14 protein-coding genes and 1 pseudogene are annotated in these 20,612 nt (G+C 66.3%); 7 read left to right on the forward strand and 8 right to left on the reverse strand.

Annotation, left to right across the window (positions count from 1 at the left end; translation table 11 throughout):
* The first annotated feature begins 1 nt into the window (after position 1).
* Positions 2-1,711 carry a cytochrome bc1 complex cytochrome b subunit gene (qcrB, locus tag OG394_RS11485; protein ID WP_328995176.1) on the forward strand — a complete coding sequence of 570 codons (1,710 nt, stop codon included), beginning with the start codon at positions 2-4 and terminating at the stop codon, positions 1,709-1,711.
* A gap of 486 nt (positions 1,712-2,197) precedes the next feature.
* Here qcrB and OG394_RS11490 read toward each other — a convergent pair whose 3' ends face one another.
* The 6 genes and pseudogenes from OG394_RS11490 to ctaC all read right to left on the reverse strand — a co-directional run bounded on the left by OG394_RS11490 (position 2,198) and on the right by ctaC (position 7,819).
* A complete protein-coding gene (locus OG394_RS11490; protein ID WP_328995177.1) occupies positions 2,198-2,674 on the reverse strand; it encodes a hypothetical protein in 477 nt (158 codons plus the stop codon).
* 145 nt (positions 2,675-2,819) lie between these two features.
* Positions 2,820-3,017: pseudogene (locus OG394_RS40050) on the reverse strand (discoidin domain-containing protein); the annotation flags it as partial.
* A gap of 386 nt (positions 3,018-3,403) precedes the next feature.
* Complete coding sequence (locus OG394_RS11500; RefSeq protein ID WP_328995179.1) at positions 3,404-4,660, reverse strand: L,D-transpeptidase; 1,257 nt, start codon at positions 4,658-4,660, stop codon at positions 3,404-3,406.
* 149 nt (positions 4,661-4,809) lie between these two features.
* Complete coding sequence (locus OG394_RS11505; protein ID WP_328995180.1) at positions 4,810-5,205, reverse strand: cytochrome c oxidase subunit 4; 396 nt, start codon at positions 5,203-5,205, stop codon at positions 4,810-4,812.
* Entirely contained in the window at positions 5,202-6,974 is a 1,773-nt protein-coding gene (gene ctaD, locus OG394_RS11510) for an aa3-type cytochrome oxidase subunit I (protein ID WP_328995182.1), read from the reverse strand. The genes OG394_RS11505 and ctaD overlap by 4 nt, the downstream gene beginning before the upstream one ends.
* Entirely contained in the window at positions 6,971-7,819 is an 849-nt protein-coding gene (ctaC, locus tag OG394_RS11515; RefSeq protein ID WP_328995183.1) for an aa3-type cytochrome oxidase subunit II, read from the reverse strand. Before ctaC ends, ctaD begins: the two co-directional genes overlap by 4 nt.
* Positions 7,820-7,924: 105 nt before the next feature.
* Here ctaC and OG394_RS11520 point away from each other — a divergent pair, with 105 nt between their 5' ends.
* The 5 genes from OG394_RS11520 to OG394_RS11540 all read left to right on the forward strand — a co-directional run bounded on the left by OG394_RS11520 (position 7,925) and on the right by OG394_RS11540 (position 10,991).
* On the forward strand, positions 7,925-9,052 hold the full coding sequence (locus tag OG394_RS11520; protein ID WP_328995184.1) for a cysteine desulfurase family protein: 1,128 nt from the start codon (positions 7,925-7,927) through the stop codon (positions 9,050-9,052).
* On the forward strand, positions 9,049-9,267 hold the full coding sequence (locus tag OG394_RS11525; RefSeq protein WP_328995185.1) for a sulfurtransferase TusA family protein: 219 nt from the start codon (positions 9,049-9,051) through the stop codon (positions 9,265-9,267). Before OG394_RS11520 ends, OG394_RS11525 begins: the two co-directional genes overlap by 4 nt.
* 14 nt (positions 9,268-9,281) lie before the next feature.
* Positions 9,282-10,019, forward strand: coding sequence for an SIR2 family NAD-dependent protein deacylase (locus OG394_RS11530; RefSeq protein ID WP_328995187.1), 738 nt, complete (start codon positions 9,282-9,284; stop codon positions 10,017-10,019).
* A 42-nt stretch (positions 10,020-10,061) separates the two neighbouring features.
* A complete protein-coding gene (locus tag OG394_RS11535) occupies positions 10,062-10,607 on the forward strand; it encodes a GNAT family N-acetyltransferase (protein ID WP_328995189.1) in 546 nt (181 codons plus the stop codon).
* Between the two features lie 180 nt (positions 10,608-10,787).
* The gene (locus OG394_RS11540) at positions 10,788-10,991 is read left to right on the forward strand and encodes a hypothetical protein (RefSeq protein WP_328995190.1); all 204 of its coding nucleotides are present in this window, start codon (positions 10,788-10,790) and stop codon (positions 10,989-10,991) included.
* A 343-nt stretch (positions 10,992-11,334) separates the two neighbouring features.
* On the opposite strand, the gene OG394_RS11545 is transcribed toward OG394_RS11540, so the two are convergent.
* The gene (locus tag OG394_RS11545) at positions 11,335-12,489 is read right to left on the reverse strand and encodes an IS30 family transposase (protein ID WP_442914290.1); all 1,155 of its coding nucleotides are present in this window, start codon (positions 12,487-12,489) and stop codon (positions 11,335-11,337) included.
* Between the two features lie 1,559 nt (positions 12,490-14,048).
* On the opposite strand from OG394_RS11545, the gene pulA reads away from it, so the two are divergent.
* Positions 14,049-19,760: a pullulanase-type alpha-1,6-glucosidase gene (gene pulA / locus OG394_RS11550; protein ID WP_328995191.1), complete on the forward strand. Its 5,712-nt coding sequence runs from the start codon at positions 14,049-14,051 to the stop codon at positions 19,758-19,760.
* Here the strand turns inward: pulA and OG394_RS11555 are convergent.
* On the reverse strand, positions 19,734-20,459 hold the full coding sequence (locus OG394_RS11555) for a M50 family metallopeptidase (RefSeq protein ID WP_328995192.1): 726 nt from the start codon (positions 20,457-20,459) through the stop codon (positions 19,734-19,736). The two genes, pulA and OG394_RS11555, sit on opposite strands and share 27 nt — an antisense overlap.
* Positions 20,460-20,612: the final 153 nt, after the last annotated feature.

Here is a 20,612-nt window from a genome sequence, read left to right on the forward strand (position 1 = left end):
AATGGCTACCAAGGAACTGCCGCCGCCGGTCAAATGGGCCGACGATCGGCTCGGACTGGCCAAGATGGGCAAGAAGAACCTGCGTAAGGTCTTCCCTGACCACTGGTCCTTCATGCTCGGCGAGATCGCGCTCTACAGCTTCATCATCCTGATCCTGACCGGCATCTTCCTGACCTTCTGGTTCCGTCCGTCGATGGCCGAGGTCGAGTACCAGGGCTCGTACAGCCTGCTCAAGGGCCTGCACATGTCGGAGGCGTACGCCTCGACGCTGGACATCTCGTTCGACGTCCGCGGTGGTCTGCTGATGCGGCAGATCCACCACTGGGCCGCCGTGCTGTTCGTCGCGTCGATGATGGTGCACCTGCTCCGGATCTTCTTCACCGGTGCCTTCCGCAAGCCGCGTGAGCTCAACTGGGTGATCGGCTTCAGCATGTTGTTCCTCGGCATCATCGAGGGCTTCATCGGCTACGGCCTGCCGGACGACCTGCTCTCCGGTACCGGTCTGCGCATCACCCAGGGCATGATCCAGGCCAGCCCGATCATCGGTACGTACCTGACGTTCTTCATCTTCGGGGGCGAGTTCCCCGGTGACGACATGGTCTCGCGGTTCTTCACCGTGCACGTGCTACTCATCCCCGGCCTGATCCTGGCGCTGGTGACGGCTCACCTGATCCTGGTCGTCTACCACAAGCACACCCAGTACGCCGGTCCCGGCCGGACCGAGAAGAACGTCGTCGGTTACCCGTTGATGCCGGTCTACATGGCCAAGGCGGGCGGCTTCTTCTTCATCGTCTTCGGCGTCACCGCGGTGATGGGCGCGCTGCTCCAGATCAACCCGGTCTGGCTGTACGGGCCGTATAACCCGGCAGAAGTCACGGCAGGCTCCCAACCCGACTGGTACATGGGCTGGCTGGAGGGCTCTGTGCGCCTGATGCCGGGACTCGAGTCCTCGTTCTGGGGCATCACGCTCAGCTGGAACCTGATCATCCCGGCCCTGCTGATCCCGCCGGCGTTCGTCACCTTCGTGGCCCTCTACCCGTTCATCGAGCAGTGGATCACCGGCGACAAGCGCGAACACCACCTGCTGGACCGGCCGCGCAACGTGCCGACCCGGACCGGTATCGGTGCGGCGATGGTGACGTTCTACGCGCTGCTGTGGATCGGTGGTGGTAACGACCTGATCGCCACCCACTTCGGCGTCTCGCTGAACAACGTGACCTGGTTCCTCCGGTTCGCGGTGTTCCTCGGCCCGGTGATCGCCTTCTGGGCGACCCGCCGGATCGCGATCTCGCTGCAGCGGGCCGACCGGGAGCGGCTGCTGCACGGTCTGGAGACGGGCATCATCGTCCGCTCCCCCGACGGGTCGTACAGCGAGCGGCACGCGCCGATCTCCGAGTTCGAGGCCTACACCCTGACCGCGCACGACCGGCAGACGCCGCTCGAGCTCGGCCCGGAGACCGACGAGAACGGCGTCGCGGCACCGCGCCGGGCCCTGAACAAGCTCCGCGCCAAGCTGTCGGCCTTCTACTTCGCGGACGCGGTGCAGAAGCCGACCGCCGCGGAGCTCGAAGAGGCCCACTCCCACGGCCACGACGAGCCCGGCGAGGCTCCCGCGGTCCCAGGCTTGACCGGCACTGTCGAACTCGACGAAGAATCCGCCGCCAAGTCCGCCGCGACCCCCGAGGACCAGGCCGCAATCGACACGAAGTAGCACCACCGCACAACGAAGGGCCCCGGCACTCAACGCCGGGGCCCTTTCGCCTTCCCACCCAGCTAGAGCCGGGGCTGGCTAGTCAGTGGCAGGTGGTGGTCGGGGAACTGTCCAGTACGGCGTTGTTCAGACCGATCAGCTGGCTGGTGAACGAGTTGTCGGTCATCGTCAGCTTCAGCACGCCGTGCGTTTTCGCGATGATCTTCTCGGTTCGGGTGACCGGCCTTGCCCTGCGGCCTGAAGCGCTCGTAGTGGTGGTCGTGCCCGTTCAGCACGAGGTCGACGTTGTTGTCCACCAGGATGCCCCACATCGTGGTCATGTTGGGGTTGTCCCCATGGGCACCGGAGCTGAAGCGCGGGTGGTGGTAGTAGGCCGCGACGCACTTCTTGGTGTTAGCGGCTAGATCTGCCTTGAGCCAGGTGTGCTGTGCCGATTCGGCCAGCCCCGTCGAGTCCTCAGTCGAGTCCAGTGCGATGAAGTGCCAGTTACCGCGTTCCCCAGCTGTAGTACCGCTTGCCGTTCGGGCGGGCGATGGCGCCGAAGTACCAGTGGTAGCCGTCGTACGGCGGAGATGCGTAGGTCTCGTGGTTGCCGACCGAGGGCTGCATGATGCTCTTGAACCGGCCCCAGGACGTGTTGAAGTACTTGGTGAAGTCCGAGTAGAGCGCGTCATCGTACTGGTTGTCGCCCATGGTGATGACGTTGACGGGATTGATGAAGTCGACGACCTTGGCCGTTTTCGGGTGGATGCATTCACTGCTGGACGCGGTGCACTGGTCGGCGATGTCGCCGGCTGCCGCGAGCACGAACTGTCCCGTGGGACCGGCTGCGGTCGTGGCCGTGATCGGCGCGCTCTGCGCCGACTTGTTGTTGTTCGGGTCCTTGGCCAGCACGGTGTAGGTGTACGCCGTTTGCGGGGTGAGCCCGGTGTCGTTGAACGTGTTCTCCGGCACGGATGCCACGAAGTGGAGCCGCTGACGCCGAAGACTTCGAGCTCCCACAGCGAGTAGCCCCACGTGGTGCCTCGCTGGGTGCCGACGACGCGGAGTAACGGCCGTTGGCGGCCAGGCCGGTGTGGTCGTCGATGCCACCATCCCCCGTGGTGATGGTCTTGAGCGTCCGGAAGTTCGCGCCGTCGTCGGAGATCTCGATCCGGTACGACTTGGCGTAAGCCGCCTCCCAGTTGAGCTTCAGCCGGTTGACGGACGACGGCTGGCCGAGGTCGACCCGGATCCACTGCGGGTCGATACCCTCCACGCTGGCCCACCGGGTCGTCGTACTGCCATCGACCGCGAACTTTCCCATGTACGCGGCGTCCTCAATGGTGGACGTGTCGATGAACGCGTTGCGGGACAACAACACATCGGCGGCGACGCCGGAGCTGGATTGAACGCCGATAGTGGTCGCAATCGCAGTACGACGACGGAGATCATCGGGACTTTGAGTCTTTTGAGCGGGAACATGTCGCACTCCTGCGGTGGCTCGGGGACGCCTGGGGCGGGCAGACCGAATTGGAAAGTAATTTAACAATTGGTTAGTTCAACCCAACTCCCCCGTACTGGCCACGCAGAACGACCAGCAGAATCACTTTCCGTGCCGATTCGGAGTCAATCGGTAACGAGCGCGCAGAAGGGCCCCGACTGCCTGGTGGCGGTCGGGGCCCTTCTGGAGGCGTCTAGTGGTGGTGTGGGTCAGCTCAGGGCGGAACCCTTCTGGTACTCGGACCAGCTGAGGTTCCAGTCGGCCCAGCCGTTGCCCATCTCCATCTTGCGGTTGGTCCCGGTCACGACGACGGGGTCGCCGCGGGTTGTCTGCTGGAAGTACCAGGCGGCGTCCTGGAGGCTCATGCCGACGCAGCCGTGGCTCACGTTCGCCGTACCCTGGCTGCCGGTGGACCAGGGCGCGCCGTGCACGAACTCGCCCGAGCTGGTGACGCGTTGCGCGAACTGGACGTCGTGGATGTCGTAGTACTCCGGGTCGCCGGGCTGGATGCCGACCGTCCGGGCGTCCATCCGCTTCACCCGGAACTTCTCCATGATCACCTTGGTGCCGCTGCGGGTGGTGAAGCCCGACTTGCCGGCGGTGATCGGGATGGTGCGGGCGACCTTGCCGTCGATGCGAACGACCATCGTGTGCTTCGGCACGCTCACGTTCGTGACGACCGACTTGCCGATGTTGAACGTGATCAGGCGGCTGGCCGCGCCCCAGGTGTCGTTCCCCGCGTTGACGCCCTGGATGCCGATGTCGACGGTGACCTTGGTGCCCGACGGCCAATACGCCTTGGGCCGGTAGTGCACGGTCTTACTGTCCAGCCAGTACCAGCTGCCCTCGACCGGGACCGAGGTCTTCACCGACAGGCGCTTCTCGACGGCGGCCTTGTCCTTGACGGCCTTGTTCCAGTAGATCTGGATCGGCATCGCGACGCCGACGGTCTCGCCGTTCAGCGGAGCCATCGAGGCCTTCAGCCGGTTGGCGGCGCTCAACGTCCGGAAGGTGGACTTGACCGTCACGGGCTTGCCGTCGGTGCCGGTCGCCTTGGTCAGCACGGTGTACGTCGTACTGGGCGCGAGCTTCGGCTCGGACGTCCAATTGGTCTTGGCGTCGTCCAGCTTGCCCTCGACCTCATCGCCATCGCCATCGGTCACCTTGACCGAGTCGATCTTGCCGTCGGCGGCGCTGACCTGGACCGGCTGGTCAGGCTTGACCGACTTCGCGTTGTTGGGCGGCGTAACGGCGACCTTGGCCGCGCCTGGCTCGGAGCTGCCACCAGGCGTCTCGGTGCTGCCGGGGGTGGTCGTTGGTGCCGAGCTCGACGGCGTGCCCGTTGGCGACTGGCCACCGGCACCCGGGCTGCCCTCCGTATCACTGCAGGCAGTGCCCAACAGCGCGACCGCGGCCAGCACTGCCACGACGCGACCGCGTTTCCTCACCGAAACCGAACTCAGCATTCCCCGAACTCTCCCCTGTTTACTGGACCGTCGCCCAGCGTACCCGGCACCCAGACCAGCCACGAAAAGCCGAAATCAGCCTGTGGATAAAGCCGAAGAACCCTGGGCCACAGGGCCGCAGGGTTCTTCGAAGACAGACAGCAGGTTGATCAGTGCGCGTGGTCGCCGCGGTAGTACTCGAAGATGAAACCGGACAGCGTCAGGATGCCGATTCCGCTGCCGATGATGAACAGCCACCAGCCGAAGACGACGCCGAGCACGATCACCGCCAGGGTCAGCCCGCACCACAGCGGCCACCAGGAGTATGGCGGGAAGAAGCCCTGCTCACCGGCGCCTTCCACGATCTCCGCGTCCTTGCGGTCCTCCGGACGAGCGTCCATCCGCTTGCCGGTGGCGCCGAGGTAGAACGCGACCAGCAGACACAGGAAGAACGTCATCACCAGCGCGCTGGTGCCGGTCGGGTCCTTCGACATGAACCAGTAGACAGGCGTCACCAGGACGACGAACGCCGTCAGGATGCCGAAGAGCCAGGCTTCCGCCTTCATGCCTTGTCTCCGTCCACGTTGTCGCGGCCGCCGGCCAACTGTTCGAGATGTTCCGTTCTACCGTCGTCGTCACCCGCATCGAGCAGGTTGTCTCGCGCCGCCCCAGTGGCCGGATACTCCGCGAGGGCCAACTCCGGGTGGTGCAGGTCGAACGCCGGGCTCTCCGACCTGATCCGCGGCAGCCGGATGAAGTTGTGCCGCGGCGGGGGCGAACTGGTCGCCCACTCCAGCGAACGGCCCCAGCCCCACGGGTCGTCGACGTTCACCATCGGCGACTTGCGCGACTTGTAGACGTTGTAGAAGAACGGCAGCATCGAGACGCCGAGCAGGAAGGCACCGATGCTCGAGACCTGGTTCAGGGTGGTGAAACCCTCTTCAGCCTTGTACGTCGCGTAGCGCCGCGGCATGCCCTCGACACCGAGCCAGTGCTGCACCAGGAAGGTGGTGTGGAAACCGAGGAACAACAGCCAGAAGTGCAGCTTTCCGAGCCGCTCGTCCAGCATTCGCCCGGTCATCTTCGGCCACCAGAAGTAGAACCCGGCGAACATCGCGAACACGACCGTGCCGAACACGACGTAGTGGAAGTGCGCGACCACGAAGTACGAGTCGGACAGCTGGTAGTCCAGGGCGGGCGAGGCCAGGATGATGCCGGTCAGACCACCGAAGAGGAAGGTCGTCAGGAAGCCGACCGACCACAGCATCGGGGTGTCGAACGACAATGACCCGCCCCACATCGTGCCTATCCAGTTGAAGAACTTCACCCCGGTGGGCACGGCGATCAAGAAGGTCATGAACGAGAAGAACGGTAGATTCACCGCTCCTGTCACATACATGTGGTGAGCCCACACCGCCACCGACAGGGCGCCGATCATCAGCGTCGCGGCGACCAGACCGATGTAACCGAAGATCGGCTTGCGGCTGAACACCGGCAGGATCTCGGTCACGATGCCGAAGAACGGCAGCGCGATGATGTACACCTCAGGGTGACCGAAGAACCAGAACAGGTGCTGCCACAGCAGTGGTCCACCATTGGCCGCGTCGAAGACGTGTGCACCGAGTAGTCGGTCCGCCTCCAGCATCAGCAGCGCGCCGGCCAGGATCGGGAACGCGATCAGCACCAGGATCGACGTCACCAGGATGTTCCAGGTGAAGATCGACATCCGGAACATGGTCATACCCGGCGCACGCATCGTGATGATGGTGGTGACGAAGTTGACCGCACCGAGAATGGTGCCCAGACCGGCCATCCACAGACCCATGATCCACAGGTCGCCACCGACGCCCGGCGAGCGGACCTCGTTGGACAGCGGGGCGTACGCGAACCAGCCGAAGTCGGCCGCGCCACCCGGGGTGAAAAAGCCGCTGATCGTGATCAGACCGCCGAACAGGAACAGCCAGAAGCTGAACATGTTGAGCCGCGGGAACGCGACATCGGGGGCACCGATCTGCAGCGGCATGATCACGTTCGCGAAGCCGACGAACAGCGGCGTCGCGAACAGCAGCAGCATGATCGTGCCGTGCATCGTGAAGAGCTGGTTGTAGACCTCTTCGTTCACGATCTGCAGACCCGGCTTGGCCAGCTCGGCGCGGATCAGCAGCGCCATCACGCCGCCGATCAGGAAGAAGGCGAACGAGGTCAGCAGGTACAGGTGACCGATCAGCTTGTGATCGGTCGTCGTCAGCCACTTGACCGCGATCTGTCCCTTGCTCCGGCGGCGCGGCACGGCACCGACGGCCGGGATCGCGCTCCGCTCGGCGAAGTCGGTCACTTCTCGCCTCCGTGCTCTTGTGCGTGCTCACCGTTCGGGATGGTGTTCGCGTCCTGGCCGCCGGTCGCGGCGCCGGTCTGGCCCTTCGCGGCCAGCTGCAGCAGGTGCGCGTCGTACTCGGCGCGGGTGACCACGCGGACGTTGAAGGTCATCCGGGTGTGGTACAGACCGCACAGCTCCGCGCACTTACCCGCGAACGTGCCGGTCTTGGTCGGCGTCAGCTCGAACGAGCTGGCCCGGCCCGGGATGATGTCGCGCTTGAAGTAGAAGGAGGGCACCCAGAACGAGTGGATGACGTCCGGCGAGCTCAGGTCGAAGCGGACCGACTCGTTCACCGGCAGCCACAGCTCGGCGGGCTTGGCGAAGGATCCGGTCTCCCAGACACCCTTCTCGCTCTCGCCCTCGACCTGCTCGTCGTAGTTGAAGACCCACTGCCACTGGAAACCGACCACCTTGACGGTGTGGTCCGGGGTGGCCGACATCTCGTCGATCTTGTTGCCGTTCTCGATCGTGTAGAAGAACAGCGCGCCGATGATGGCGAACGGGGCCAGCGTGTACAACGCCTCCAGGGGCAGGTTGTACCTGACCTGGCGGGGCGCGTCCTCGTTACGCCGCCGGTACCGGACCACGACGTACAGCATCAGGCCCCAAACGGCGAAGCCGATGATGAGCGCGGCGATCCACGCCCCCATCCACAGACTGTGCATGTACTCGGTCCGGTCCGAGGCGCCCTCGGGCAGGCCTAGCCGCTTCCACTGCTCAGTGGTCTCGGCGGAACAACCGGTTGCCAGGAGCAATCCTGCGGCACTGATGGCCGCTACTCCCAGGCGTCTCTTCGAACCCACGGGGCGCCTTTCCCTTCCCAGGTGAGACTGACGACAGAACACTACTGGACAGGTATCCCCGAACTGCGCACAGGTAGGGCTTACTCGGTGAGTAAGTTGGGCAGTGTGACCAACCGCTCGTATCTGGACGCCGCTTCGTCGGAATCCCTGCATCCGGCCGCACGCGAGATTCTGCTGTCCGCGCTGGACTCCGGCTGGGCGGATCCGGCCCGCCTGCATCACGAGGGGCGGACCGCCCGGCTGCTGTGGGACAACGCCCGCGAAGTGGTCGCGGAGGCCGTCGGCTGCCGTCCCGACGAGCTGTTCTTCACGTCTTCCGGCACCACGGCCATCCACACCGGAGTGACCGCCGCGGCCGCCGCGCGTCGCCGTACCGGTGATCGCGTGGTGCACGGCGCGGTCGAGCATTCGGCGGTGCTGCACGCCGCGGCCGTGGCGGGGCAGCCGATCGAGGTCGGCGTCGACATCCTCGGCCGCATCGACCTTTCGGCGTACGGCGATGCTGTGGCGCAGCCCGGCGTGGCGCTGGCCGCCCTGCAATCGGCCAACCACGAGGTGGGTACGCGGCAGCCTGTCGCGTTGGTCGCGGAGGCGTGCGCTTTCGCGGGTGTACCACTGCTGGTCGACGCGGCGGCCACGCTCGGTCACGAGGAGGTGCCGTCCGGGTGGTCGTTGCTGGCGGCAAGCGCTCACAAGTGGGGTGGACCGGCCGGTGTCGGCGTGCTCGCCGTGCGCAAGGGCGTGCGTCTGCTCCCCCGCTGGCCGTTGGAGGAACGCGAGCAAGGCCTCGCGCCCGGCCACCCGAACATCCCGGCCGTGCTGGCAGCCGCCGCCGCGCTGCAGGCCCGTCGTACCGAGGCTGCGGCGTTGGACGGCTCGCACCGGGCGTGGATCGCTTCGTTGCGTCAACGGCTCCTGGCCGACGTACCGGATGTAGAGGTGGTCGGTGATCCCGACGACCGGTTGCCGCACATCCTGACGTTCTCCTGCCTGTACGTCGACGGGGAGACGCTTGTGACCGCGCTGGACGCCGAGGGCTTCGCCGTGTCGAGCGGCTCGGCCTGTACGGCGAGCACGTTGCGGCCGTCGCACGTCCTGGCGGCGATGGGCGTGCTTACGCATGGCAATGTGCGGGTCTCGCTGGGGCGCGATACGACGTACGACGAGGTGGACCGGTTCGCGCAGGTGGTGCCGAAGATCGTGCGGGACATCCGGGCGCAGGTGGGGCTATGACGGCTGACTTGGAGTTGGATTGCCGTGGCATGTTGTGCCCGTTGCCGGTGATCATGCTGGCCAAACGTCTTCCGGAAGTCGCCGTCGGCGAGACGGTCGCGGTGCTCGCGGACGACCCGGCCGCGGCGGTGGACATCCCCGCCTGGTGCCGCATGCGGTCGCAGGAGCTGGTCCTGGCCGACGGCGAGCTCTATTTGGTCCGGCGGCTTTCCTGACTACTGTCGGGTAGATGGACGCATACGAGCTGGTCGCCAAGGCGCAACGGATCACCGTCCTGACCGGAGCGGGTATCTCGACGGAGTCGGGTATCCCGGACTTCCGCGGTCCGCAAGGCTTGTGGACCACCCAGCCGGCCGCGCAGGCCATCTTCGACATCGACAGCTACCTGGCCGATCCGGCCGTCCGGATCCAGGCCTGGAAACAGCGCCTCATCACCCAGCCGTGGACCGTCGAGCCGAACGCCGGCCACCACGCCCTCGTCGAGCTGGAACGCCAGAACCGGCTGTGCGCCATCGTCACGCAGAACATTGACGGGCTGCACCAGAAGGCTGGCTCTTCCCCCAGCCTCGTGCACGAGCTCCACGGGACCGCGCTGAACGTCGTCTGCATGAGCTGCGACCGCCGCCTCCCGATGGCCGAGCTGCTGCCGCGGTTGGAGGCGGGCGAGGACGACCCGCCCTGCGAGCTCTGCGGCGGCATCCTCAAATCGGCAACGGTGTCGTTCGGCCAGTCACTCGATCCCGACGTGATGGACGCAGCACTCGACGCGGCCCGCGACTGCGACCTCTTCATGGCCATCGGTACGTCGCTACAGGTCTACCCGGCAGCCGGCCTCTGCGACGTGGCCCAAGGACTCGGCGCCCGCCTGATCATCATCAACGCCGAACCCACCCCGTACGACGCAGCCGCCGACGCCCTCGACCACTCCCCCATCGGCCAGGTCCTGCCGGGCCTGGTCTCCGTTTAATCGAGTCGCCTTCCGGGTGAGGGTCGGGCAGACTCACGGATCGTGACGGATTTCGCAACCAAGCCGACGCTGGTCGGCGAGAAGGTGACGCTCCGCGTTCTCACCGAAGACGACTTCGAGCCGATGTGGGCCGCCTTCCAGGACCCCGAAGTGATGCGCCTGACCGGCAGTCATACTGAGATCACGGCTGAAACCGCGCGGGAGTGGCTACGGACTCGCGCCGACCAGCCCGACCGCCTGGACCTGGCGATCGTCGACAACGAGACCGGGCTGTGCGTTGGCGAGGCTGTTCTGAATGAGTGGGACTCGGATAACGAGTCCTGCAGCTTCCGCATCCTCATCGGCCCGACCGGCCGTGGCCGCGGTCTCGGCACCGAGGCGACCCGCCTGATCGTCGGCTACGGCTTCGAAAAGCTCGGCCTGCACCGAATCAGCCTCGAGGTCTACGCCTTCAACCCCCGAGCACGCCGAGCCTACGAAAAGGCCGGCTTCGTCCCCGAAGGCACCATGCGCCACGCCCTCCTCTGGAACGGCGAACGCATCGACGCCACCCTAATGTCCATCCTCGCCCCCGACTGGCCCGCCTAGTTCGCCCGCCTCGGTGTCAACCTTTGGGCCTGGTTTTCGGTGGGCACCCGTCCCCCTGAGTTCTTCCGAATTGTCAGGCGAACCCGGGCCGCGTCAAGGGCTCCATCACCTAACGGTGACGCTAACGCGCCCTTGACCCGACCCGGCTCCACCAAAGGCAGCGGGCTATCAGGGGGACGGGTGAGGCCTGCCCGATTGCTACACCTGGTGCCGTTCACGACTGGCCAGGTCATGCCGTTCACGAATGGCCGAGTGGTGCCGTTCACCGCCGGCCGAGTGGCGCCGGTCACGGACGGCCGAGTGGCGCCGGTCACGGACGGCCGAGTGGCGCCGGTCACGGACGGCCGAGTGGCGCCGGTCACGGACGGCCGAGTGGTGCCGTAGTCGGATGGCGAGCGGTGCCGTTCGCGGATGGCCAGCTGATGCCATTCACGGGTGGCCGGACGATACCGCTCGCGGATGGCCGAGTGGTGCCGTTCGCTGGCGAGTCCTGCCCTGCTCAGATAGCGCGTGGTGCCTTCGCCGATAGCGTGTGGTGCGTTCGCGGATGGCGCGTGGTGCGTTCGCGGAAGGCGAGGCGTGCCGTCGCGGATGGCCGGGCGGTTCCCTCTCGGATGGCGCGTTTCGTCGCGGAATGTTCTCGCCTGGCGATGGGTAGCCACCGTGCGGGCGGGTTCCCACCTCGGAATGGCGGTTTCGAGGGGTCGTTGCAACACCGGGTTGGTTTCTAGGTGGTGAGTAGATCACGTAGGCGTTCGGCTGGGGTGTCCCAGTCGAGCGTTTTGCGTGGTCGCCCGTTGAGTTCTTGGGCGACGTGTTCGAGGTCTTCGGGTCCGTGGATGCTCAGGTCGGTGCCCTTGGGGAAGTACTGGCGCAGTAGTCCGTTGGTGTTTTCGTTGGTGCCGCGCTGCCAGGGGGAGTGCGGGTCGCAGAAGTAGACGGCCATGTCGGTGGCGATGGAGAACTGTTTGTGTTTGGCCATTTCGCAGCCCTGGTCCCAGGTCAGCGAGCCGCGCAGATGGCCGGGCAGGGTTTTCATCGTCGCGATGAGACCGTCGCGGACCTGTTCGGCGTCGTGGCCGCCGGGCAGGTGGACCAGCATCGTGTAGCGGGTGGTGCGTTCGACCAGGGTGGCGATCGCGGACCGGTTGTTCTCGCCCATGATCAGGTCGCCTTCCCAGTGGCCGGGAACCGCGCGATCGTCGGCCTCGGCGGGCCGCTCGGAGATCATGATCATCTCCTCGACGAACCGGTGCTGGCGCTGGCCGGGCTGGCGTTGTGGTTTGCGGCGGGTCCGTCCGGTGCGCAGCGCGGTCTGGACTTCGCGTTTGAGGCCGCCGCGGGCCTGGAAGTAGAGCGCCTTGTAGATCGTCTCGTGGCTCACGCGCATGCTCTCGTCGTCGGGGAAGTCCTTGACGAGCCTGTTCGAAATCTGCTCCGGCGACAACTTCCGCTCCAGACCCAGCTCGACCTGCTCACGCAACGCGGGATCGGTGACCAGCTTTGAGGTCTTGGGCCGGGCCCTGGCGGCCGCAGCGTCGCGGTGGGCCTGGTGGGGCAGGTAGGTTCCTTCAACACTGTGGGCGCGGATCTCACGAGAGACTGTGGACTTGTCCTTGCCGATGCCGGCCGCGATCGCGGTCAAGGTGAGTTTGTTGACCCGCCCATCGGCGATCGCCAGCCGCTGGTCCAGGCACAGGTAACGGTCGCTGATCACCGCGTCAGCTGATGGGGTCATGGAAGTGGAGTATCGGGTTGTGGTGCCGTAGTCCACGACCCGCCCATCGGGATAGACCCGCGTGTTGCCCACCCTGCGGACCCCGTGATGCCAGTCCCGCGCAGTACCCGGATGCACGCCCACCTCCTTGGCTGCGCGCGTGATGGACCAGCCCGCCTCCAGCAACTCCTCGAGGCGGACCCTGGCCTGGGTCTTGCGTTTCACGGCCCGCACCGCGGGAACCAGCCCGGCCACGACAAGGATCCGCCGGGCAGTGTCATGCCTCAACCCGCAGGCCGAACCCGCGCCAGTGATGTTCCCCGATTCCTTGAACACCGCGATGACCTGCTCCCGCAACGCATCAGTGATCACCGTGCGCGGACGCGAACCACGGCCACGAGCCCGCAAGATCTCATAGCCACGACCACGCCCGATCCCCAACGACTCACACGCAGCCGCTACCCCGACCCCCGAATCCACCAGCCGCAACAAGGCAGCACCGTGACGCTCGTTGTCCTCCACAAACGACATAACCATCACAACTCCTCAAATCGAGGTGTTGCAACAACCACGTGAACCCGCCAATCCGGGGTGGTAACCCACCTCGCGAATGGCCAGCCACTCCCAGCACCAACCGCTCCCGCCCACGCCACCGGCCGTCGCCCTATTCCGCAGGTCGACCCTCGGAATAGGGGGTGGACTCGCCAAACTTGGCGGGTCGACCCCCCATTCCGGACGCCGACCCTCGGAATAGGACGGGCACGTCCCGATGTGAAGCCGCGCCCACCAACGTGAAGCCACGCCTGCCGATTTGCAGGGTTGACCCGGCATCTCGGGGGTTGACGTCTGAGATTCCGGGTTCCGGGCCGGTTATTCGGCACCGGAACCCAGGAGGTCAGGGGATAACGGCCGATTTGCGGGCGGCGAACCGCCGGGAAGGCCCGCGCGGGCGTCCTTGTAGTCCGCTGGACGTTTCGGGGGCCGGGAAACGTCCGGCCCGCTCACTAAGACTGCGATCAGACCAATAGCCCGACGACTCGGTGGGCATCGACGGCGGCTCGGCGCGCATTGACCGCTGCGGGTGCGTCTTCCTGAGCGGACTGGACGTTTTCGCGGCCGGAAAACGTCCAGTCCGCTCGGGAAGATGCCAGCCGGGTGCGGGATAACTCGGCAGTCGTGCTCGAGGACGGACTCGCCATCCGTGCACGGCGCCACCTCGCCATCCGTGAACGGCACCACCCCGCCATCCGTGAACGGCGCTAACCGCGGTCCGCGGGCGGCAACACCCGACCATGCGTGAATGGAAGGCGTGATGCAAACGGGCAGACCTCACCCGTCCCCCTGATAGCCCGCCGTACTTGGCCGGTTCGGGTCGGGTCAAGGGCGCGTATGCGTCGGCGTTAGCCGATGAAGCCCTTGACGCGGCCCGGACCGGCCTGACAATTCGGAAGAACTCAGGGGGACGGGTGCCCACCAAAAGCCCGGCCAAAAGTTCACACCTGGCAGGCGATTAGCGTTGATTCGTCCGCATCCGCCCGCCCGCGTTGCCGTACATCTGACCCGCCGCACAAAGGGGCGAGCGGATGCAGACGAATCAGCGCAAGGGAAGAGGTGGGCGGGGTGGGGGTGGTGAGGTCTTCCGAATGGGCTGCTGGCGGGTTAGCGTCCGGGCTGTTCGTTGGGCTTCGGGAGGGGTTGCGATGTCGGTGTTCTCGCGTTCTCGTTTGATCGTTCCAGCGGCTGTCGCCGTGGTTGGGTTGGTCGCCAGCGGGGTGACGCCAACGGCTGTTGCCGACGTACGGGCTGAGCGGGTCATCACCGTGGCCGGGTCGGTCCAGTCGGAGTTGGGGTGCCCAGCAGACTGGCAGCCGGATTGCGCTGCGAGCCGCCTGGTAAAGGGCGCGGGTACGTCGTACAGCCGGACCTTTGACGTACCAGCGGGCGCGTATGAACTGAAGGTGACGGTCAATGGCTCGTGGGACGAGAACTACGGCGCCGGTGGTGTCCGGGATGGCGCGAATATCCCGCTCCGGATCGAGGGGCCGGCCAAGCTCCGGTTCGACTACGACGATACGTCGCACGTGCTCAAGGTCGCCCCGACCGACCTCGCCGGAGGCCTGAATACCGCCGACAAGCAACTGGCGAGCCCGAGTCTGCGGGAGAACCTCACCAAGGAGCGGTTCTACTTCGTGATGGCTGACCGGTTCGCCAACGGCAACACGGCGAACGACGCCGGCGGACTGACCGGGGACCGGCTGACCACGGGGCTGGACCCGACGGACAAGGGGTTCTACCACGGCGGTGATCTGACCGGGATCATCCAGAAGCTCGACTACATCAAGAACCTCGGTACGACGTCCATCTGGCTGACACCGTCGTTCAAGAACCGGCCGGTGCAGGGGTCCGGCGCCGACGTGAGCGCCGGGTATCACGGCTACTGGATCACCGACTTCACCCAGATCGACCCGCATCTCGGCACCAACGAGGACATGCGCAAGCTGATCGACCTGGCGCACGGCAAGGGGATGAAGGTCTTCTTCGACATCATCACCAACCACACCGCGGACGTCATCGCGTACCAGTCCGGGCAGTACGGCTACATCCCGAAGGCCACCAGCCCGTACAAGGATGCCCAGGGCAACGTCTTCGACGACAAGACGTATGCGGGTGGCACCACTTTCCCGGAGCTGGACCCGAACACGTCGTTCCCGAACGTGCCGGTCTTCCGTACGCCGGCGGACCAGACGGTCAAGGTTCCGGCCTGGCTGAACGATCCGACGATCTACCACAACCGCGGCGACTCGACGTTTGCCGGTGAGTCCAGCGAGTACGGCGACTTCGTCGGGCTGGACGATCTCTTCACCGAGCAGCCGAAGGTGGTCGACGGGATGACCGAGGTCTACAAGACCTGGGCCGATCTCGGGATCGACGGCTTCCGGATCGACACGGTCAAACACGTGAACATGGAGTTCTGGCAGAAGTTCTCTCCCGCCGTGCTCGAGCACGCGCGCAAGGGTGGCAACGCGGACTTCTTCATGTTCGGCGAGGTGTTCGACGCGGATCCGCGGCTGATGTCGCCGTACACCACGAAGGGCAAGCTCCAGGCCACGCTGGACTTCGGCTTCCAGTCGAGCGCGGTGGCGTTCGCGCAGGGCAAACCGACCAGCCAGCTGCGGGACTTCTACACCGGTGACGACTACTACACCGACGCCGATTCGAACGCGTACCAACTGCCGACGTTCCTCGGCAATCACGATATGGGCCGCGTCGGCACCTTCCTCAGGAACGCAGGGGCCCAGGGCAACGAATTGCTTGCCCGGGACAAGCTTGCGCACTCGTTGATGTTCCTCACCCGCGGCCAGCCGGTCATCTACTACGGCGACGAGCAGGGTTTCACCGGTCCGGGTGGTGACAAGGACGCCCGGCAGGACATGTTCGCCACGAAGACCAGCGAGTACGCCGATGACGAGGTCGTCGACGGTACCGGGACGACGACGATCGGCAGCAAGGACCGGTACGACACGACGTCGCCGATGTACCGGCATATCGCGGCGATGCAGAAGCTCCGGGCGGCGCATCCCGCGTTGTCCGACGGCACGCAGATCCACCGGTACTCGTCCAACGCAGGCGGTCTGTTCGCCTTCAGCCGCCTCGGCAAGGACAAAACGGAGTACCTGGTCGTCGCGAACAACTCGGCCACCACGCAGACCGCCACCATCCCGACGTACAACGCGTATGGCCTGCTGAAGCCCATCCACGGAACGACGCAGGCGATCCAGACCGATCGGGAGGGCCGCGGCAAGGTCTCAGTCGCGCCTCTTTCGGTGAACGTCTTCCGCGCGACCGCGCCCATCCGACCCCGCGCAACCGCGCCCAAGGTCTACCACCAGGCGCCGGAGCCGGGTGACACGGTCGGCGGCCGGGCGGAGATCGCCGCGGCGGTGCCCGAGAACGCGCCCGTCACGGTCACCTTCGGCTATCGCCCGGTCGGTACGACGGCCTGGCAACGGCTCGGCGCCGACGACAACGCGCCGTACCGGGTCTTCCACGATGTGACCGGATTGCCGAAGGGCACACTGCTCGAGTACCGGTCTGTCCTGAAGGATGCCTCGGGCAACTACTCGGTGTCCGGCTCGTACGGTGTGGTGGGCGATCCCGCGCCGACGGGCGGAGGCGGTGGCGGCACGGGCCCGGTGGTGCAGCCGGCGAACGTGAGCGTGCCGGGTGACCACAACAGCGAGATGGGTTGTTCGGGCGACTGGCAGCCGGACTGCGATCAGGCGCAGCTGACGCTCGACCCCAAGGACAAGGTCTGGAAGAAGGAAGTCACCATCCCGGCGGGCGAACACGCCTACAAGGCCGCGATCAACAAGTCGTGGGACGAGAACTACGGCGCGGGTGGGGTGCCGAACGGCGCGAACATCTCGTACACGGCGCCGACCGGCCCGGTGACGTTCTACTACGAACACGGCAGGCACTTCGTCACGTCCGACGCGCAAGGTCCGATCGTCACCGTGCCCGGCTCGCTGCAATCGGAGCTCGGTTGTCCGGGTGACTGGCAACCGGACTGCATGCGGCCCTGGTTGACGGACGAGGATGGTGACGGCAAGTTCACCTGGTCGACGAGTGAGATCGGAGCGGGCAGTTATGAGGTCAAGGTCGCGCACGGTCTGTCGTGGGACGAGAGCTACGGCGCCGGCGGCAGCCCGACCGGTGGCAATATCGCCGTCACGATTCCGGCCGACGGGCTCGTCGTCACCTTCACGTACGACCTGGCGAGTCACGTGCTGACCGTCACCTCGACCAAACCCGGCGCGCAGCCCGACCTGACCAAGGCGAAGGCCTACTGGCTCGGCCGCGACCTCCTCGCCGTACCGGCCGTGGCTCATCCGGAGCGCTCGCGGTGGCGGCTGCACTGGTCGCAGACCGGTGGTCTGGCGGTTGACGCCGAGGACATCGGTGGGTCGTCGTCGGCCTTGCGGTACGACGCGGGCGGGCTGCCGGATTCGGTTCTGCAGCGCTTCCCGCACCTCAGCGGGTACACGGCGTTGCGGCTCGACCATGGTGATGCGCGCAAGATCCTGACCGGCCAACTCGGCCTCGCGCAGTACGACGATGTCGGGCGATTGCTCGATGCGACGGGCGTGCAGATCCCGGGCGTGCTCGACGATCTGTACGGCGATGCCGCGCACCGGTCGTACGGGGTGACCTTCAGCGCGGGCGTCCCCCGTTTCACCCTGTGGGCGCCTACCGCGCAGAGCGTCACGCTCCTCGCCGGCCCGGCCAACGAGCGCGTCACGATGCGCCGCAACGCAGACGGCTCGTGGTCCGCGGAAGGCCGTCGCGCGTGGAGGAACGCGCGCTATCGCTATGAGGTGAAGGTCTACGCACCGAGCACTCGCAAAGTCGAGACGAATCTGGTCACCGATCCGTACTCCGTTGCCCTGAGCACCGATTCGACGCACTCCGTTGCCGTCGACCTCAATGATCCCGCGGGTAAACCGTCGCTCTGGGCAAAGACGCCCGCGCCGCGGTTGGCGCGATCGGTCGACTCGACGATCTACGAGTTGCACGTGCGGGACTTCTCGATCAACGACCCGACGGTGCCTGAAGCCCATCGCGGCACCTACTTGGCGTTCGCGGATGAGGGCAACGGGACGAAGCACCTGCGCCGGTTGGCGAAGGCCGGGCTGAATACGGTGCACCTGCTGCCGACGTTCGATATCGCGTCAATCCCCGAAGGCGTACAGGAGAAGCCGGCGTGCGACCTCGCGTCGTACGGGCCTGCCGCTGAAGAGCAGCAGGCCTGCGTCACCGCGGTGGCGGCGAAGGACGGGTTCAACTGGGGGTACGACCCGTTCCACTGGCTGGCGCCAGAGGGGTCGTACGCGACGCGTAAGGAGGGCCTTGACCGGGTGGCGGAGTTCCGGACGATGGTGGGCGGTCTGCACCAGAGCGGGCTGCGCGTCGTACTGGATCAGGTCTTCAACCACACCCCGGCCGCCGGTCAGGCGCCGACGTCGGTGCTCGACAAGGTGGTGCCCGGGTACTACCAGCGGCTGAACGCGGAGGGCTCGGTCGAGACGTCGACGTGCTGCAGCAACATCGCGACCGAGCACGCGATGGCCGAGAAGATCATGGTGGACGGGACGGTGTCGTGGGCGCGGAACTACCGCGTGGACGGGTTCCGGTTCGACCTGATGGGGCATCACAGCAAGGCGAACATGCTCAAGGTTCGCGCCGCGCTGGATCAGCTCACGCTGGCCCGTGACGGCGTCGATGGGAAGAGCGTCTACCTCTACGGCGAAGGCTGGAACTTCGGCGAGGTGACCGACGACGCCCGCTTCGAGCAAGCTCGCCAGGGGAACCTCGGTGGCACCGGGATCGGCACGTTCTCGGATCGCCTGCGGGATGCCGTACGTGGTGGTGGGCCCTTCGACGACGACCCGCGGATGCAGGGGTTCGGCTCCGGCGCGGCAACCGACCCGAACGGCGCTCCCGTCAACGGCACTCCGGCGGAGCGCGCGGCCCGGTTGGCGCATGACACCGACCTCGTCCAGCTCGGGCTCGCGGCGAACCTGCGTGGGTTTACCTTCCGATCCGCCTCGGACGGTACGACGGTGCGTGGTGACGGCGTGGACTACAACGGATCGCCCGCGGGGTATGCGGATGAGCCTCAGGAGGTCATCACGTATGTCGATGCCCACGACAACGAAACGCTCTGGGACGCGCTGACGTACAAGCTGCCGCAGTCGTTGCCGATGGCGGACCGGATCCGGATGAACTCGTTGTCGCTGGCAACGACCGCGTTGGCGCAGACGCCGTCGTTCTGGCACGCGGGCGCCGATCTGCTGCGCAGCAAGTCGCTCGACCGCAACTCGTACGACTCGGGCGACTGGTTCAACACCCTCGACTGGACGGGTGCGGACAACGGCTTCGGCCACGGTCTGCCGCCGAAGCCCGACAACAACGCCAAGTGGGACTTCATGCGCCCGCTGCTGGCCGATACCGCGCTGAAGCCGAGTGCCGCGCAAGTCGCCACCGCCTCGGCACAGGCGGAAGACCTGCTGAAGTTGCGCTTCTCGACTCCGTTGTTCCGGCTTGGGTCCGCGGCGTCGATCAACCAGAAGGTGTCGTTCCCGTTGAGCGGTACGCCGGGCGCCGTACCGGGTGTGGTGGTGATGCGCATCGACGACACGGTCGGCCCGGACGTCGATCCCCGCCTGCGCGGTCTGGTCGTCGTCTTCAACACCACGGGTAGTCCGGTCTCGCAGACCATCCCGGGGTTGGCTGGCGCGGCGTTGACGCTGTCGCCCGTACAGGCCAATGGGTCGGACCCGGTCGTCAAGCAGACGAGTTGGGATGCGGCGACGGGTACGGCGGTCACGCCCGCGAGGACGGTCTCCGTGCTAGTTGAAGGTGGGGATGAAGGGTGACAGGGCCGGAACGGTGAAGTAGATGCCGACGAGTAGCGCGGCCGTGGTGACGGCGGTGAAGACGAGGACCCAGAGCAGCGCCGGTACGCCGGTGAGGTGGGCCAGTTGGTCCGCGTCCGAGTTGCTGCCCGCGCCGCGGCGACGGCTGCGCTGGAGCTCGCCGACTGCGCGCGGGGCGGCCAGCAGCAGGAACCAGGTCAGCAGGTAGGCGAAGGCCGACTGGACCTCGGCGGACGCCCACCAGGTGACGGCGAAGACGGTGGCGCCGAAGGCCAGGACGGACCAGAGGCCGAAGAGGTTGCGGATCTGGAGCAGGAGTACGACCAGGGCCAGGAGCAGCGACCAGAGCAGGGCGACGGCGTAGCCGCGACTGAGGACGAAGGCCGCGGCCAGGCCGAAGATCGCCGGGCCGAGGTAGCCGGCCAGCAGGGTCGCGATCATGCCGGGGCCGGATGGTCTACCGCGGGAGACGGTCAGGCCGGAGGTGTCCGAATGCAGCCGGATCCCGGTCAGGCGCCGGCCGGCTAACGCGGCGACGAGACCGTGCGCGCCTTCGTGGGCGATGGTGACGACCTGGCGCACCTGCCGCCAGACGGGTCGCCACGTCACCAGCACCGCCGTCATTACCGCGATCGCGATCAGCACCCGCCCCGACGGCGCCGGCTGCACGGCCGTCAGGTTCTTCCACACCTCATCCATCGCGCCATCCTCCCAACCCCGTCAAATCGCACCCCTCTATTTGTCGTTCATTCGTCGCAATCCGCCCTCTTAGCACAGCGGACCAGTACAGGTCGGCGGCGAGCAGAGGGCGGATTGCGACGAATGAACGACAAATGCGGTACCGCCTGCCTT

Source organism: Kribbella sp. NBC_01245 (assembly GCF_036226525.1).
GTDB lineage: Bacteria > Actinomycetota > Actinomycetes > Propionibacteriales > Kribbellaceae > Kribbella.

Bases quoted from the DNA above. Each gene is read 5' to 3' on its own strand.
- qcrB (WP_328995176.1), top strand. From the start codon at position 2: ATGGCTACCAAGGAACTGCCGCCGCCGGTCAAATGGGCCGACGATCGG.
- OG394_RS11500 (WP_328995179.1), bottom strand. From the start codon at position 4,660: ATGCTGAGTTCGGTTTCGGTGAGGAAACGCGGTCGCGTCGTGGCAGTG.
- OG394_RS11505 (WP_328995180.1), bottom strand. From the start codon at position 5,205: ATGAAGGCGGAAGCCTGGCTCTTCGGCATCCTGACGGCGTTCGTCGTC.
- OG394_RS11525 (WP_328995185.1), top strand. From the start codon at position 9,049: ATGACGGCTGACTTGGAGTTGGATTGCCGTGGCATGTTGTGCCCGTTG.
- OG394_RS11530 (WP_328995187.1), top strand. From the start codon at position 9,282: ATGGACGCATACGAGCTGGTCGCCAAGGCGCAACGGATCACCGTCCTG.
- OG394_RS11555 (WP_328995192.1), bottom strand. From the start codon at position 20,459: ATGGATGAGGTGTGGAAGAACCTGACGGCCGTGCAGCCGGCGCCGTCG.